General features: G+C 63.1%; 12 protein-coding genes. 6 read left to right on the plus strand and 6 right to left on the minus strand.

What is annotated here, in order from left to right; genetic code table 11:
• Positions 1 to 55 precede the first annotated feature (55 nt).
• The 6 genes from C7440_RS13220 to C7440_RS13245 all read left to right on the plus strand — a co-directional run bounded on the left by C7440_RS13220 (position 56) and on the right by C7440_RS13245 (position 7,551).
• Complete coding sequence (locus C7440_RS13220) at positions 56 to 601, plus strand: thermonuclease family protein (protein WP_116518868.1); 546 nt, start codon at positions 56 to 58, stop codon at positions 599 to 601.
• Positions 577 to 2,829 (plus strand): ABC transporter substrate-binding protein, encoded by a 2,253-nt coding sequence (locus tag C7440_RS13225; protein ID WP_371743492.1) that lies wholly within the window; start codon positions 577 to 579, stop codon positions 2,827 to 2,829. The genes C7440_RS13220 and C7440_RS13225 overlap by 25 nt, the downstream gene beginning before the upstream one ends.
• A complete protein-coding gene (locus C7440_RS13230) occupies positions 2,826 to 3,803 on the plus strand; it encodes an ABC transporter permease (protein ID WP_116518869.1) in 978 nt (325 codons plus the stop codon). Before C7440_RS13225 ends, C7440_RS13230 begins: the two co-directional genes overlap by 4 nt.
• Before the next feature lie 4 nt (positions 3,804 to 3,807).
• Positions 3,808 to 5,280, plus strand: a complete 1,473-nt coding sequence (locus C7440_RS13235) for an ABC transporter permease (RefSeq protein ID WP_116518870.1) — start codon at positions 3,808 to 3,810, stop codon at positions 5,278 to 5,280.
• Positions 5,277 to 7,010, plus strand: coding sequence for an ABC transporter ATP-binding protein (locus C7440_RS13240; protein ID WP_116518871.1), 1,734 nt, complete (start codon positions 5,277 to 5,279; stop codon positions 7,008 to 7,010). The genes C7440_RS13235 and C7440_RS13240 overlap by 4 nt, the downstream gene beginning before the upstream one ends.
• A gap of 61 nt (positions 7,011 to 7,071) precedes the next feature.
• Positions 7,072 to 7,551, plus strand: coding sequence for a DUF1178 family protein (locus C7440_RS13245; protein ID WP_116518872.1), 480 nt, complete (start codon positions 7,072 to 7,074; stop codon positions 7,549 to 7,551).
• 70 nt (positions 7,552 to 7,621) lie between these two features.
• On the opposite strand, the gene efp is transcribed toward C7440_RS13245, so the two are convergent.
• From efp to C7440_RS13275, 6 genes are all read right to left on the minus strand, one after another.
• Positions 7,622 to 8,179 (minus strand): elongation factor P, encoded by a 558-nt coding sequence (gene efp, locus C7440_RS13250; protein WP_017525177.1) that lies wholly within the window; start codon positions 8,177 to 8,179, stop codon positions 7,622 to 7,624.
• Positions 8,180 to 8,255: 76 nt separating this feature from the next.
• Positions 8,256 to 9,365 carry an elongation factor P maturation arginine rhamnosyltransferase EarP gene (gene earP, locus C7440_RS13255; protein WP_116518873.1) on the minus strand — a complete coding sequence of 370 codons (1,110 nt, stop codon included), beginning with the start codon at positions 9,363 to 9,365 and terminating at the stop codon, positions 8,256 to 8,258.
• Between the two features lie 46 nt (positions 9,366 to 9,411).
• The gene (locus tag C7440_RS13260; protein WP_116518874.1) at positions 9,412 to 10,623 is read right to left on the minus strand and encodes a DUF2863 family protein; all 1,212 of its coding nucleotides are present in this window, start codon (positions 10,621 to 10,623) and stop codon (positions 9,412 to 9,414) included.
• Between the two features lie 110 nt (positions 10,624 to 10,733).
• Positions 10,734 to 13,436, minus strand: coding sequence for an aconitate hydratase AcnA (gene acnA, locus C7440_RS13265; protein ID WP_116518875.1), 2,703 nt, complete (start codon positions 13,434 to 13,436; stop codon positions 10,734 to 10,736).
• A 194-nt stretch (positions 13,437 to 13,630) separates the two neighbouring features.
• On the minus strand, positions 13,631 to 16,222 hold the full coding sequence (gene acnB / locus C7440_RS13270) for a bifunctional aconitate hydratase 2/2-methylisocitrate dehydratase (protein WP_116518876.1): 2,592 nt from the start codon (positions 16,220 to 16,222) through the stop codon (positions 13,631 to 13,633).
• A 280-nt stretch (positions 16,223 to 16,502) separates the two neighbouring features.
• Positions 16,503 to 16,778 carry a GNAT family N-acetyltransferase gene (locus C7440_RS13275; RefSeq protein WP_116518877.1) on the minus strand — a complete coding sequence of 92 codons (276 nt, stop codon included), beginning with the start codon at positions 16,776 to 16,778 and terminating at the stop codon, positions 16,503 to 16,505.
• Positions 16,779 to 16,910 lie beyond the last annotated feature (132 nt).

Consider the following 16,910-nt stretch of genomic DNA (forward strand, 5'->3'; position numbering starts at 1 on the left):
CGTGCCTAGAAAAATATCGAACAATACAAACAGGTCGGCTCGCCGGTACGCGGGCTTGGCGTTGGCCGCCGTCTTGTTGGCCGTGGCCTTCTGGCGCCAGGGCGGCGTGATGGCGGACGGCGACACGCCTGCCGCCTACCAGTTCCAGCTTACGGGCAAGGTAGTGAAGGTGGCCGATGGCGACACCTTCACCTTGCTGGCCGGCGGGCGCCGCGAGCACATACGCATGGCCAGTATCGATGCGCCGGAAACCACCAAAGACAGCGAGCGCCCGGGCCAGCCCATGGCCCAGGCTTCGCGCAAGGCCCTTGCGGGGCTGATCGCGGGCAAGCAGCTCACTGTGCTGTGCTTCGAGCGCGACCGCTACGAACGCAGCATTTGCGATGTGCCGCTCGACGACGGCATTACGGCCAACCAGCGCCAGGTCATGGGCGGCATGGCCTGGGCCAATATGGAAGGCCGCGGCAAGTTCATGCGCGATCCCTCCTTGCCCAGGTTCGAAGAAAAAGCGCGGCAGGCGCGCGTGGGAATCTGGAGCCAGGGCGGACAGGTTCCGCCCTGGGTGTGGCGTTACCAATGCTGGAAGCAAAGCCAGTGCTAGGGCAGCGTCGCAGCGGGCTTGCGTATCGCCTGGCGGGCCTGGCGCTGCTTGCCATGCTGTTTTTTCTTGCGGCGTGCTCCGATGCGCCGGTGAACAGCCCCTACGCGCGGGGCGCCGAAGCCGAGAACGTGCTGTACACCGCGTTTTCACAGCGCTCTCCCAAGTATCTCGATCCGGCAAGTTCGTACTCGGCCGACGAAACGCCCTTTACCTATTCCATCTACGAGCCGCTGTATGGGTATGATTACCTGGCCCGCCCGTACGAACTGCGGCCGCGTGCAGCCCGCGAGATAAGCCGGCCCAGCTACTACGACGCCGCCGGAAACCGCCTGCCCGACGATGCGCCGGGCGAATCCATTGCCGTCAGCATCTACGATATCCGGATCAAGCCGGGCATACTCTTCCAGCCGCACCCGGCCTTTGCCAAAGACGCCGAGGGCAGTTTCGCCTATTGGCCCATTACGCCCAAGCGGCTGCAGGGCAAGTATTCAATTGCAGACTTTGCCCTGACGGGCACGCGCGAACTGACCGCCCACGACTACGTGTACGGCATACGGCGGTTGGCCAGCCCGGGCGTCGTCTCGCCCATCCTGGGCGTCATGTCCGAGCATATCGTGGGTCTGGCCGAGTTCGGGGCCCATTTGCGCGAGGTGCAAAAGCAGCGCGAGCAGCAAGGCGAAGACGGCTGGCTCGATCTGCGGCAGTACGGCTTCGACGGCGTGCAGGCGCTTGACGACCACACCTTGCGCATCAAGGTCAAAGGCAAGTATCCGCAGTTCAAGTATTGGCTGGCAATGACCTTTCTATCGCCCGTGCCCTGGGAGGCCGACCGCTTCTACCAGCAGCCGGGCATGGCCGAGCACAATCTGTCGCTCAATACCTGGCCGGTGGGAACCGGCCCCTACATGCTGACCGAATCCATACAGAACCGACGGCATGTACTGACACGCAATCCCAACTTCCGTGGCGAGTCCTATCCCTGCAAGGGCGAGGCCGGCGATGACCGGCGGGGCCTGCTTGAAGACTGCGACGAGAAAACACCCTTCATAGACCAGATCGTGTTTTCCATCGAGAAGGAAAGCGTGCCGCTGATGGGCAAGTTCCTGCAGGGCTACTATGACGTGCCCGAGGCCGATGATTCCAGTTACGGGGTGGCCATGCAGGTGGCGGCGGGCGATTCGCCCGACAAGGCCGAGCTGTATCGTGACCGGGGCCTGCAGCTGCTTACCTCGACCGAGGCGCAGATCTACTATCTGGGTTTCAATTGGCTCGATCCGGTGGTGGGGGGCGGCGATACCCCCGAGCAGGCCGAAAGGAACCGCAAGCTGCGGCAGGCGATCAGCATCGCCTTCGACTGGGAGCAATACGTCCAGATCTTCCTGAACGACCAGGGCGAGGTCGCGCACGGCCCCGTACCGCCCAATATCCCGGGGCATCAAGATCTTCCCGAAGGGCTCAATCATTCCGTCTACACATTGAAAGACGGCCGGGCGGCGCGCCGTTCGCTCGACGAGGCGAAAAGGCTGCTGGCCGAGGCCGGCTACCCCGACGGCCGGCACGCCGACACCGGGCAGCCGCTGATCCTGCACTTTGATTCGGCGGGCGGCATGGGGTCCAACGCCACAGTCGACTGGATGCGCCGGCAGCTCAAGGCGCTGAATATCGAGCTCGAGGTGCGGGCCACCGACTACAACCGCTTCCAGGACAAGATGCGCCAGGGCGCCGCCCAGATGTTCATGTGGGGCTGGGTGGCCGACTACCCCGACGCCGAGAATTTCCTTTTCCTGCTGTACGGCCCCAATGCCAAGGCGCAGCACGGCGGGGAAAACGCCGCCAACTACGAGAACCCAGAGTTCGACCGCCTGTTCGAGGCCATGCGCTTCCTGGACGACGGCCCCGAGAAAGAGGCCCTGGTCCACCAGATGGTGCAGATCGTCCAGCACGACATGCCGTGGATGTTCGGCTTTTACCCGAAGTCGGGCGGCGCCTATCAATCCTGGGTGGCCAACGCCAAACCCACGCAGATGGTGCGCAACACCCTGCAGTACCTGCGCATCGACCCCGCCATGCGGGCCGACCGCATCGCCGCCTGGAATCCGCCCGTGTGGTGGCCGCTGTGGGTGCTGCTGGCGCTGGCGATCGTGGGCATCTATCCGGCCATGCGCATCGCCAGGCGCCGCGAGCGCGCCACGGCGCTGGCCGAGACCTCTCGCCGGGAGCAACCATGACTTCATATATAGTGCGGCGGCTGCTGTATGGCGTGCTGGTGCTCATCGGGGTGAACCTGCTTACTTTTGTCCTGTTCTTCGCCGTCAACACGCCCGACGACATGGCGCGCATGGCCATAGGCGGGCAGCGCGTCAGCCCCGAGGCCGTCGAGAAATGGAAGGCCGAACGCGGCTATGACAAGCCCCTGTTCTTCAATGCCCAGGCGCAGGGGGCCGCCCGGCTGACCGAAACCATATTCTTCGAGCGCTCGGCGCCGCTGCTGGTGTTCGACTTCGGCTTTTCCGATGGCGGCCGCAGCATCGGCCACGAAATCCGTCAGCGCATGGGGCCCAGCCTGGCCTTGGCCATTCCCACGTTCCTGCTGGGTTTGTGGGTCTGCATCTCGTTCGCGCTGCTGCTCGTGTTCTTCAGGAACACGCCGCTGGATTTTGCCGGTGTGGTGATGTGCGTGGTGCTGCTCTCTATTTCAAGCCTTTTCTACATCATCGCCGGCCAATGGCTGTTCGCCAAGGTGCTGCGATGGGTGCCTTATTCGGGCTATATGGAGGGGCTCGGCAGCCTGCGTTTCCTGGCCTTGCCGGTGCTGGTGGGCATCGTCTCGAGGCTGGGCGGCGAGTCGCGCTTCTACCGCACCCTGTTCCTTGAGGAAATCAACAAGGACTATGTGCGTACCGCCCGCGCCAAGGGCCTGGCCGAGCGTGTCGTCCTGTTCCGCCATGTGCTGCGCAACGCGATGCTGCCCATATTGACGGGGGCGGTTTCAGCCGTGCCCCTGCTGTTCATGGGCAGCCTGATCGCCGAATCGTTCTTTGGCATACCGGGGCTGGGCAGCTACACCATAGACGCCATCAACGCGCAAGATTTCTCCATCGTGCGCGCCATGGTGTTTCTGGGCTCGGCCCTGTACATCGTCGGCCTGATCCTGGCCGACGTCTCGTACACGATTTTCGATCCCCGCGTCCGTTTCGAGTAGCGCCATGCCCAAGTTCACTTTTCTCTGGACCGACGTCTTCATCTATTGCCTGGTTGCGGGAATGCTGCTGTATAGCTGGCGAGCGGCCCGCACGCCTTCATTGCGCAAGGCCTGGGGCAGCGTGGCGCGTACGGCATCGGCCATGTGCGCCGCCATGGTGCTTGGCGCCTTCCTGCTGATCGGCCTGCTCGACTCCATCCACTACCGTCCGCAGATGCCGCCCGCCGAAGGCCAGGAGGCCGGCCAGGCTGTTTATTCGCCGGTCGTGCGCTCGGCCTTGGACGACGTGCTTTCCTGGTCCAAAATGGGCAGCCCCGAGGCCACCTATTCGGCCCCCTTGGCCTTGCGCCAGTTCACCAAAGAAACCCAGCTCATCGATGGCGAGGCGGTGCGCGATTATCCGCGCCTGAAGCATGCCGGCCTGTTGCTGGCCGATGACAGCGAACATGCCGACGACCTGCGCCGGCGCATTGCCTGGGGCGCGGCGGCGGCCCTGGCCATTGCTGCCCTGGCCGCGCTCCTGCTGACCGCCGGGCAACTGAAGGGCGCGAACGGGTCGCTGCGGCCAGCCTGGACCGCCTGGTGGCGAAGCGAGTCGGGCGTGCCCTGGCGAGCCATGTGGATCACCTTCGCACTGATGTCGCTGGTGGTGTGCGTGGCGTGGTCGCTGGCCCTTGATTACCACGTGCTGGGCACCGACCGCACCGGCAACGACGTGCTGCGCCAGGGGCTCAAGGGCGTGCGAACGGCCCTGGTGATCGGCACGCTTACCACCCTGGCCATGCTGCCGCCGGCCTTGTTCTTCGGCATCTCGGCGGGCTATTTCAAGGGGCGGGTCGACGACGTCATCCAGTACCTCTACACCACGCTTACTTCCATTCCGGGGGTGTTGCTGATTGCGGCTTGCGTGCTGATGATGCAGGTGTATATAGACACCAATCCCGAGCTTTTTCCCACCGTGGCGGCACGGGCCGACCTGCGCCTGTTCCTGTTGTGCCTGATATTGGGCCTGACGGGCTGGGCGGGGCTTTGCCGGCTGTTGCGCGCCGAGACGCTCAAGCTGCGCGAACTCGAATATGTGCAGGCCGCCCGCGCCTTCGGCGTCAGCCATTGGCGCATCATGACCAGGCACCTTCTGCCCAACCTGATGCACATCGTGCTGATCACCATGGTGCTCGAGTTTTCGGGCCTGGTGCTGTATGAGGCCGTGCTGTCCTATCTGGGCATAGGCGTTGATCCGGCCACCCCTTCCTTCGGCACCATGATCGACTCTTCGCGCATGGAGATGTCGCGCGACCCCATGATCTGGTGGAACCTGCTGGCGGCTTTCCTGTTCATGCTGGCCCTGGTGCTGTCGGCCAACATCTTTGCCGATGCCGTCCAGGCCGCTTTCGATCCGCGCACCCGCCGCTTCCGTCCGCGGCTCAAGCGGCCCGAGCCCGACGGCGACGCCGGCACGCAAGGAGCCTCGCCATGAGCCAGGCATACGAAGCAGCGCCGGCGGGCGGCGCGGCGCGGGGCGACACGGTGCTGACCGTCGACGACCTCTGCGTCGAAATCCTGAACGACGAAGGTGCGATGCTGGCTGTGAAGCGGCTGGGGCTTGCCCTGAGCCGCGGACAGACCTTCGCCCTTGTCGGCGAGTCGGGCTGCGGCAAAAGCATGACCGCGCTGGCGCTGCTGCGCCTGCTTCCCGAGGCCGGCCGCATGATCCGCGGCGAGGTCGTGCTTCAGGGCGCCGACCTGGGCCGCCTGCCCGAAGCGGAAATGCGTTCGGTGCGCGGCGGGAAAATGGGCATTGTGTTTCAAGAGCCCTCTACCAGCCTGAACCCCGTGCTTACCGTGGGCCGCCAGATTGTCGAGACCATTGTGGCGCATACGCCGCATCGCGGTGCGGCGGCGCGCCGCAAGGCGATCGAATGGATGAACCGCGTGGGCATCGACGATGCCGAGCGCCGCTTCCGCGATTACCCCTTCCAGTTTTCGGGCGGACAGAAGCAGCGCATCATGATCGCCATCGCCCTGGCGGCCGAGCCCGGCGTGCTGATCGCCGACGAGCCCACCACGGCGCTCGACGTTACCGTCCAGGCCCAGATACTCGACCTGCTGGCCGATATCCAGAAAGAGATGGGCCTGGCGATACTGTTGATCACGCACGACCTGGCGGTGGTCAGCAAGGTGGCCGATCACGTGGCGCTGATGCGCCAGGGCGAAATCGTCGAATCCGTGACTGCGCGCCAGTTCTTCAGCGCCGCCCGCCATCCTTATGCGCGCCAGCTGCTTGCCGCCGTCCCCACTTATGAAAAGAGGGGGGCGCCCCTGACGGCGCCGGACGATTCCCCTGCGCCGGCAGGGCGCGCGGCGCCGGCGGAGCCCGAGACGCTGGCGACTGAAAGGGCGATAAACGACATAGACCCCGTGCTCAGCGTCAGGAATCTTTGCGTCAGCTACCGCGCGCGCGGCGGCCTGTTCAATTTTGGAAAATCGGACGTCGATGTGGTGAAGGATCTCTCGCTCGACCTTCATCCGGGCGAGACGTTGGCGCTGCTGGGCGAGTCGGGCTGCGGCAAGACGACGGTCGCCAAGGCCCTGCTGCGCTTGCTTGAAAAGCAGGCGCGCGTTACCGGCCATGTCACTCTGGCGGGGCAACCGGTGCTTGATGCCGGACGCGCCGCGCTCAAGCGGCTGCGGGGCGAAATGCAGATCGTGTTTCAAGACCCCTATGCTTCGCTCGACCCGCGCATGCAGGTGGGCGACGTCCTTGAAGAGGGCGTGGCGGCCCTGCGCCCCGACCTCTCGCGCCAGAGGCGGCGGCATCGCGTCAGGCAGCTTCTGGACCGCGTGGGGCTGCCCTCGGGGGCCGTTGAGCGCTACCCGCATGAATTCTCGGGGGGACAGCGGCAACGCATCGCCATTGCCAGGGCGTTGGCGGTAGAGCCCAGGGTATTGCTGTGCGACGAACCCACTTCCGCGCTGGACGTCTCGGTGCAGGCGCAGTTGCTGGAACTGCTGCAGCAACTGCAGCGCGATTCAGGCATGGCCTATCTTTTCATCACCCACAACTTCGGCGTGGTGGAGTATTTGTCGGACCGGATCGCCGTCATGCACGAGGGGCGCATCGTTGAAATGGGCGAAACAGGCCGTGTGCTGCACCGCCCCGAACACGAGCAAACCCGCCGCCTGCTTGCCGCGGTGCCCCGCCTGTAGCCGGGGAAGCCTATAATAAACACACTATTGCAATCCGCCCGGCAGGCCCCATATTCATATCATGTCATTGAAAGTATTCGATCTCCAGTGCGAGGCGGGCCATGTCTTCGAGGGCTGGTTCGCGTCGGCAGACGACTACGACGCCCAGCGCGAGCGGGGTATTCTGGCGTGCCCGGTTTGCGATAGCCACCAGGTCAATAAAATGCTGTCCGCGCCTCGCCTGAACATGGGGCGTGCCCTGCCCGATTCGGCCGAGGCTTCCGCATCGCGTCCGACCGAGGCCTCTGCTACCCAGGCGCCGGGCCCCGAGCACATGGCCCAGATCCAGGCTCAGGTGCTCAAGCACGTGCGCGAGATCGTGCGCAACTCCGAGAACGTCGGCGAACGTTTCGCCCACGAGGCGCGGCGCATGCACGAGGGCGAGATCGAGCATCGCGCCATTCGTGGCTCGACCACGCTGCGCGAACGCGAAGAACTGGCCCGCGACGGCATCGCGGTCATGCCCATCCCCGACTTTCTCGACGACGACCGCTTGCAGTAGGCTTGCGCAGTCCCGGGCCCATTGGACCCAGGAAAAAAAATAGCGCCTTGCTGCGCTATTTTTTCGTGTCTTACATGACGCGGCTGCGGTATTCGCCCGTGCGGGTATCGATTTCGATCTTGTCGCCGATGGTGCAGAACAGCGGCACGCTGATTTCCTTGCCGGTGTTGATGGTGGCGGGCTTCAGGACCTTGCCCGAGGTGTCGCCCTTGACGGCGGGCTCGGTATAGGTGATTTCGCGCACGATGATGGTGGGCAGCTCGACCGAGATGGCGCGGCCGTCGTAGAACACGACTTCGACCGACATGCCTTCTTCGAGATAGTCGAGCGCATCGCCCATGCTGTCGGCTTCGACTTCGTACTGGTTGTACTCTTCATCCATGAAGACATACATGGGGTCGGCGAAGTACGAGTAGGTGCACTCTTTGTGCTCAAGCACGACGATTTCGAATTTTTCGTCGGCCTTGTAGACCGACTCGCTGCCCGAGCCGCTAAGCAGGTTCTTGAACTTCAGCTTGACGACGGCTGCATTGCGGCCCGATTTGTTGTATTCGGCCTTTTGGACGACGAGAGGCTGGTCTCCGACCATGATTACGTTGCCAACGCGCAGTTCTTGTGCGGTTTTCATCTTGGGAAAAACTCCGGGATAGTTTGCTCCAGCTATACATGAGCGGACCGGAGCATTGCTTACAAAACTCGCTATTTTAACCGCTGTGCGATTTTTCCGTGCAAAATGCCAGCAGGCGTTCCGCCAGGCTGCTCTGCGAGGCCAGCCGTTCATGCAAAGAACCTGTTTCCAGGCGCCATTGCAAGAAGGCGTCTGCTTGCAATGCGTCCTGCAGGCCTTGCAGGGCGGCGGCCTCGTCGCCCGTGTTCCAGGCCCTCATCAGGGCACGGATATTGGGCGAAAACCGTGCCAGCTCCATCCAGGCATCGAGCTTGGCCAGGTGGGCGTCTTCGTCCTGGCGGTAGATGTGCCAAAGAAAGGGCTGCCGCGCCCAGATGGCGCGTACCAGGGAATCTTCGCCGCGGACTATGTTCAGCTCGCTGCTCCATAGCAGCCGGTCAAAGCTGTCCTGGTCGACGAAGGGCATTTCGAAGATGCGCAGGTTTTCGTTCTGCATCGAGGCCAGGGCCGGCAGCACGCCCTGGGGCACGATGACCACGGTGGGCCGGCTCGAGCGGGAAAGAGCCTGGGCCAGCGCATTCGCTGGCGCGTTGCCGTAGCAAAACACGAAGACCTGTCGCCATCCGGCCTGCAATTTATCCGTCAGGGCCTGGGGCATGCCGATGTCGCGCAGCAGGCGCCAGCGCAGATCGGGCTGGGACAGCCAGTGGCCGCGTGCTTCCACAAGGCCGGGTTCGCGCAACAGCCCGCCTGTTGCCTCGGTGAATCCGGGGAAGAAGAAATACTTTCGAAGGCCGTTTGCCTGCAGCGAGGGCAGGGCGTGGCAGTCTTGCACCCAGTTTTCGGCGCTGAGGTATTCGAGGTTGATCCACAGATTGTCCCGCATGCGGGCGATGAAGCCCGGGGGCGGGCTGCAGGCGAAGGCCTCGATGACGACGGCATGCGGCTCGACGGCCAGTGCGGGCCGGGCCCAGTGCAGCAGCTCGACTTCAGCTACTTTCTGCCGGGCGGCAGCGGCATCGACCGCATGTTCGATGCGTGCAAAGCTGGCCAGATCATCGACCCAGAGCCGGACCGGCCCCGCCGCGGGATGGCGTGCCAGCTGCCTGGCCAGGCGCCAGCAGACGCCGATGTCGCCGTAATTGTCCACGACGCGGCAGAAGATGTCGAAGCTGGGCGTATTCACATCCTGGCGGGCAAAAGACGGCTTGGCAACTGAAGGACGGAAGCGGTCAATGGAAATTGAGCGGATTGACGTCGATTTCGTCAGGCAGCTCGGGGTGCTGCATCTCGCCGAGAGGGTCGGGAAAATACGGTGCGCCGCAATCATCGCAGAACTCGGCCCGGAAAAGCCCCGGCAACTGGCGCACGTCGGTGATGCCCTGTTCTTTCAGAAGCGCCGCGATCTCTTCTGGAATGCTTGCCTGTTGCGTGTCGATGATGTCGGCGACGGCTTCTTCCTTGCTGAGCACAGGCCAGATGCAGCCATAGATGACGTCGGCGCTCTGGAGGGTGCTGAAGCCGATGCGGTATTCTTCGACCGACGATTCGCCGCAGGCGACGATCGTGGCCCTGATCTGGTTGCCCGGCAAGCCGGCCGCGGTTTGCAGCCAGGTGGCGGCGGCCTTGAGGGCCAGGGGCCGGATGCGGCGGTCGGCTTCGCGACTGCTGATGTAATAGGCGTCGGGCTGCAGGTACTCGATGCTGCAACCGGTGAACAGGGAAGGCAGTATCTGGGCGCACGCGGCCTGCCATGCCTCGAAGCACTGGGCGCGGCTTGCCGAGGCGTCGGGCGCGCCCGTTTGCCAGCGAAACAGCGGTTCGCCTTTGGGAACCACGATGGCGCCGATGATGAAGCGGGCATCGGCCAGCATGCCGTCGGCAGCGGGTGCGGGTCGGATGAGGCTGTTTTCGCTTTTTTGCTTCAGCGCCGCCCTGCCCAATCGCTGGGTCCATTCCAGCGTTTCGTGAAACGACTGCGGCATCTGGTCGAAATTGAGCATTTCGGAGAGCAGGGCCGTTTGGGCGTTCTCAGCCACGATATGCGTTTGCAGCTGCTGCGCCAGGGTGTCCATATGGGGCTTCAGGTCGAATGACTGAGGGAGCTGGTAGCGTGTCCAGGCCACGACCGGGGCGCAAAACAGCAGGGCATCGTAATCGCGCCCTTCGTGTACCAGGGTGGTGGATTCTGAATGCGTCTCGACCTGCTCGATCAGGACCTCATAGGCGTCGGTGTTGGCGGCCAGCAGATGCTCGAGCGTGGATTCGATGGCGTCGTTGCGCTTTTGCGCCAGCAGCTTGTTCAATTGCTGCTGGAACAGGTGTTCCCAGTAGCTGTCTTCAAGCCGGCTGCCCGATCGCGCCAGCGACTCGGCCAGGGCGGCCAGGCGCTGGGCATCGCGCGACAGCCGGATTGGGGGGGTGGATCGGGTATGAGTAGACATCTTGGAAATGGGGGTATGAATACCTTAGTGTAACCTCGCGGCAGGGGCCATGCAGAACCCCCGGCATGCCCACAGGGGCGTGCCGGGGGTCAAGGCCGAAAGCCGGGGAATCAGGCTGCCAGCAGTTCGCGCAGTACGTAGGGCAGAATGCCGCCGTGCAGGTAGTAGTCGACTTCGGTGGCCGTGTCGATGCGCAGCAGCATGGCCACGTGCTGGACGGAGCCGTCTTCGCGGTGGATGGTGAGGGTGACGTCTTGCTGCGGCTTGATGCCGTTTTCAAGGCCGGTGATGTCGTAGGTTTCTTTGCCGGTGATGCCCAGCGAACCGACGCTGTCGTCGCCCTTGAACTGCAGGGGCAGCACGCCCATGCCGACCAGGTTGCTGCGGTGGATGCGCTCGAAGCTGCGCGCAATGACCGCCTTGACGCCCAGCAACTGCGTGCCCTTGGCCGCCCAGTCGCGCGAAGAGCCCGTGCCGTATTCTTCGCCGCCGAAGACCACCGTGCTTACGCCTTGGGCGATGTATTTCATGGCCGCGTCGTAGATGGGCAGGCGTTCGCCGCTGGGCTGGTGAATGGTTTCGCCGCCCTCGAAGCGGCTGCCGTCGGCATTGGGCGGGATCATGAGATTCTTGATGCGCACATTGGCGAAGGTGCCTCGCATCATGACCTCGTGGTTGCCCCGGCGCGAACCATAGCTGTTGAAGTCGGCCTGGGATACCCCGTGCTCTTTGAGCCACACGCCGGCAGGCGAGGTTTCTTTGATGGAGCCGGCCGGGGATATGTGGTCGGTGGTGACCGAGTCGCCGAAGATGGCCAGGGCGCGCGCGTTGGCGACCGGTGGCATGGGGGCGGGGGTCATGCCGAAATCGGCGAAGAAGGGCGGCTCGGCGATGTAGGTGGAAGTGGGCCAGTCGTAGACGTCGCCGGTGACGCCCGAGATGTTCTTCCAGAGCTTGCCGGGGTTGGTCTTGATTTCGGCATAGTTGCTGCGGAACACCGTGGGATTGAGGGCCGTGCCCAACAGGGCCTGCACCTCGGCGTTGGTGGGCCAGATGTCGCCCAGCCAGACGTCGCCTTTCTTGCCCTTGCCCACGGGCTCGGTCATGAGGTCGCGCATGACGGTTCCGGCCAATGCATAGGCCACGACCAGCGGAGGCGACGCCAGGAAGTTGGCCTTGATGTTGGGGTGGATGCGGGCTTCGAAGTTGCGGTTGCCCGACAGCACGGCCGAGCACACCAGGCCGTTCTGGGTGATGACCTCGTTGAGGTCGGGGGTAAGGTCGCCCGCGTTGCCGATGCACGTGGTACAGCCATAGGCCGCCACGTTGAAGCCCAGCTTTTCAAGATAGGGAAGCAGCCCTGTCTTGGTGAGGTAGTCGGTAACCACGCGCGAGCCGGGGGCCAGCGATGTCTTGATGTGCTTGGGCACCTTGAGACCGGCTTCGACGGCCTTTTTGGCCATGAGGCCGGCTGCCAGAAGCACGCTGGGGTTGGAGGTGTTGGTGCAAGAGGTGATGGCGGCGATGAGAATGTCGCCGTTCTTGACCTTGGTGCCCGCGCTGGTGGTGAATACCTGTTCGAGCTTTTCGGCCGGCTGGTTGAAGCCGTTGGCGGACTGCTCGACGAACAGGCCGGCGAAGGTCTGCTTGACGTCGCCGATCTCGATGCGGTCTTGCGGGCGCTTGGGGCCGGCAAGAGAAGGCGTGACGGTGGAAAGGTCGAGCGTGACCAACTGGCTGTAGCGGATGTCTTTGGCCTGCGGCACGCCGAACATGCCCTGCGCCTTGAAGTAGGCCTTGAGGGCGTCGATTTCGTCTTGCGTGCGGCCCGTGCCCTGGAAATAGTGCAGGGTGCGGTCGTCGACGGGGAAAAAGCCCATGGTGGCGCCATATTCGGGCGCCATGTTGCCGATGGTGGCACGGTCGGTAACCGAAAGGCTCGAGGTGCCGGGGCCGCAGAATTCGACAAACTTGCCCACCACTTTTTGCTTGCGCAGCAGTTCGGTGAGGGTAAGGACGAGGTCGGTGGCGGTGACGCCGCCGCGCAGCTCTCCTTTAAGTTCAACCCCCACGACATCGGGCGTAAGGATGTAAAGGGGCTGGCCCAGCATGCCGGCTTCGGCCTCGATGCCGCCCACGCCCCAGCCCACCACGCCAATGCCGTTGATCATGGTGGTGTGGCTGTCGGTGCCCACCAGTGTGTCAGGGTAATAGACGTTATTGGAAGCGTCGTGGTGGACACCGCGCGCCAGGTGCTCGAGGTTGACCTGGTGGACGATGCCGAAGCCCGGAGGCACCACGCCGAAAGTGTCGAAGGCCTGCATGCCCCACTTCATGAATTGGTAGCGCTCTTGGTTGCGCTGGAACTCGAGCTTCATGTTGAGGTCGAGGGCCTTGTTGGTGCCGAAATAATCGATCATGACCGAGTGGTCGACGACCAGATCGACCGGCACCATGGGTTCGATCTTCTTGGGGTTCTTGCCCATGCGGTCGGCAACGGAGCGCATGGCGGCGATGTCGGCCAGCAGCGGCACGCCGGTGAAGTCTTGCAGCACCACGCGCGCCACCACGAAGGGGATTTCGGTGGTGCGCGGCGCATTGGGTTTCCAGCCGGCCAGCTCTTTGACGTGTTGTTCGGTAACTTTCTTGCCGTCGCAGTTGCGCAGCACGGATTCGAGCACGATGCGGATGGATACGGGCAGACGTTGGATGTCGATGCCCAGGGCCTTGCCCAGCGCGGGCAGCGAATAGAACTTGGCGGATTTTTTCCCGATCTTGAACTTCTGCAAGCTGTTGAACGTATTGTGCGGCATATTCTGCTCCGTGCTGAGAATGGCTGAACGCAAGAGGGAGGACACTGGATGTTCTGCGGTAAGGGGCCAGGCGGCGTGGGCCTGGGTAACCGATCCGCCTATTTTATGCTTGATTCCGTCCTCTTTGGGTGAATAAGAAAAGCCCCCGCTGGTTTTCCGGCGGGGGCTTTCGTGGTCAGGCGAAAAGTAAGGGATCAGACGCCGACGGAATCGGCGATTTCCTTGTACTCTTCGATCTGGTCGAAGTTGAGATAGCGATAGACTTCATCGCCGCTCTGGTTGATGACCCCCATGTCGGCCATGTACTCTTCGCGGGTCGGAATGCGGCCCAGGCGCGAGCAAATGGCGGCCAGTTCGGCAGAACCCAGGTAGACGTTGGTGTTCTTGCCCAGGCGGTTGGGGAAGTTGCGGGTACTGGTCGACATGACCGTGGCGCCTTCGCGCACCTGGGCCTGGTTGCCCATGCACAGCGAGCAGCCCGGCATTTCGGTGCGTGCGCCAGCCGTGCCGAAGACGCCATAGTGGCCCTCTTCGGTCAGTTGCTGGGCATCCATCTTGGTGGGGGGGGCGACCCACAGCTTGACCGGGATGTCGCGCTTGCCTTCCAGCAGCTTGGAGGCTGCACGGAAGTGGCCGATGTTGGTCATGCAGCTGCCGATGAACACTTCGTCAATCACAGCGCCGGCCACGTCGGACAGCGTCTTGACGTCGTCAGGGTCGTTGGGGCAGGCCACGATGGGTTCATGGATATCGGCCAGGTCGATTTCAATGACCGCTGCGTACTCGGCGTCGGCGTCGGGCTCGAGCAGCTTGGGATCGGCCAGCCAGGCTTCCATGGCCTTGATGCGGCGTGCCAGCGAGCGTTCGTCTTCGTAGCCGTTGGCGATCATCCACTTGAGCATCACGATGTTGCTGTTGATGTACTCGATGATGGGCTCTTTGTTAAGGCGGACCGAGCAGCCGGCAGCCGAGCGTTCGGCCGAGGCGTCGGACAGTTCGAATGCCTGTTCAACCTTGAGGTTGGGCAGGCCTTCGATTTCGAGGATGCGGCCCGAGAAGACGTTTTTCTTGCCTTGCTTGGCAACGGTAAGCAGCCCTTGCTTGATACCGTACAGCGGAATGGCGTTGACCAGGTCGCGCAGCGTGACGCCGGGCTGCATTTCGCCCTTGAAGCGCACCAGCACCGATTCAGGCATGTCCAGCGGCATGACGCCCGTGGCGGCAGCGAATGCGACCAGGCCCGAGCCGGCCGGGAAGGAAATGCCGATGGGGAAGCGGGTGTGCGAGTCGCCACCGGTACCGACAGTATCAGGCAGCAGCATGCGGTTGAGCCAGCTGTGAATGACGCCATCGCCCGGGCGTAGCGAGATGCCGCCGCGCGTGCTGATGAAGTCGGGCAGCGTGTGATGCGTCTTGACGTCGACGGGCTTGGGATAGGCTGCCGTGTGGCAGAACGACTGCATGACGAGGTCGGCCGAGAAGCCCAGGCAAGCCAGGTCTTTCAGTTCGTCGCGGGTCATGGGGCCGGTGGTGTCCTGGCTGCCCACGGATGTCATCTTGGGCTCGCAGTAGGTGCCGGGGCGCACGCCCTGGCCTTCGGGCAGGCCGCAGGCACGGCCGACCATCTTTTGAGCCAGCGAAAAACCCTTGCCCGAATCTTCGGGGTTCTTGGGCAGGCGGAACAGGGTAGAGGGGGGCAGGCCCAGCGCTTCGCGGGCCTTGGCGGTAAGGCCACGACCGATGATCAGGGGAATGCGGCCGCCGGCGCGCACTTCATCGAACAGCACGTCGGACTTGAGCTCGAACTCGGCAATGACTTCGCCGTCTTTCAGGGCTTTGCCTTCGTAGGGGCGCAGTTCGACCACGTCGCCCATATTCATTTGGGAAACGTCAAGTTCGATGGGCAGTGCACCCGCATCTTCCATGGTGTTGTAGAAGATGGGAGCGATCTTGCCGCCCAGACAGACGCCGCCGAAGCGCTTGTTGGGCACGTAGGGAATGTCTTCGCCGGTGAACCACAATACCGAGTTGGTGGCCGACTTGCGCGAAGAGCCGGTGCCGACGACGTCGCCCACATAGGCAACCAGATGGCCCTTTTCCTTGAGGTTCTCGATGAACTGCACGGGCCCGCGCTTGCCGTCTTCTTCGGGCTCGAACGGGGCACCGTCGCGCTGGTTCTTGAGCATGGCCAGGGCATGCAGCGGGATGTCGGGGCGGGTGGTGGCGTCAGGGGCAGGAGACAAGTCGTCGGTGTTGGTCTCGCCAGGCACTTTGAATACGGTAAAGGTAAGGCTTTGCGGCACCTCGGGTCGGCTGGTAAACCATTCGCCCTCGGCCCAGCTTTGCATGACGGCCTGGGCGTTGGCGTTGCCTTTTTGGGCTTTTTCCTGGATGTCGTGAAAGGCGTCGAACACCAGCAGGGTGTTCTTGAGGCCCGTGGCAGCAGTTGTGCCCAGTTCGGCGTTGTCGAGCAGTTCGATCAGTGGGGCCACGTTGTAGCCCCCCAGCATGGTGCCCAGCAATTCGGTGGCCTTCTTGGCGTCGATAAGAGGGCTGGATGCCGTGCCGAAGGCGATGGCGGCCAGGAACGAGGCCTTGACCTTGGCGGCGTCGTCGACGCCGGCGGGCACGCGGTGCGTGATGAGATCGAGCAAGGCGGCTTCTTCGCCAGCAGGCGGCGCCTTGAGCAGTTCAACGAGGTCGGCGGTTTGCTGTGCCGACAGGGGAAGGGGAGGAATGCCCAACGCAGCGCGTTCGGCAACGTGTTGGCGATATGTTTCCAGCATGAGGCGTGCCTTTTTTATCGGGATATTGGATGAGTGCTTACCCTCAATTGTATGCGGAAGCCCGGTTTGAGGCAAATGTCTTATGTCTTATATCTTATATAAGACTAAAATAACAAAATTCTCTGGTTTTTCTTTATTAACAGTGGCTTGGAGGAATGCGTGAGGCGCCCGGCCGACGCTTTAGGGCAAGCGGCCGGCGCTTTAAGACAAGCATCGCGTCAACTCGCCTATCGCTCCACACGGCGGGACCCGTTGATCCCGGCTGTGCCGCTATGCCCGGCTAGGCCACCAGGTCTTGATACTCGGGATGGCGCTTTATGTACGCCGCCGCATAAGAGCACACAGGCCGCACTTTCCAGCCACGGCCGCGCGCCGTGTCAAGCGCGTGGCGCGTAAGGTCGGCGGCGATGCCCCGGCCTCCGACCGCCTGGGGAACGCCCGTGTGGGTAATCGTCATCACGGTTCCGCTCAGTTGATAGTCCAGCACGCACGAGACGCCTTCTTCGGTGCATTCGAATCGTTGCCGTGCTTCATGGTGCTCAATGGCTCGGGACATGGGGACTTGCTCCTTTCAAACTACATACAGATCGACGTATTCATGCACGGGCATGGCTTCGAGCCGGTCCTGGTCCAGCGAGACGTCCAAGATACGCTGCTGCTGTTTGGCGGCAAAGCGCCGGGCCAGGTT

It is taken from the genome of Pusillimonas noertemannii, from assembly GCF_003096595.1.
In the GTDB taxonomy this organism is placed as follows: Bacteria; Pseudomonadota; Gammaproteobacteria; order Burkholderiales; family Burkholderiaceae_B; genus Pusillimonas; species Pusillimonas noertemannii.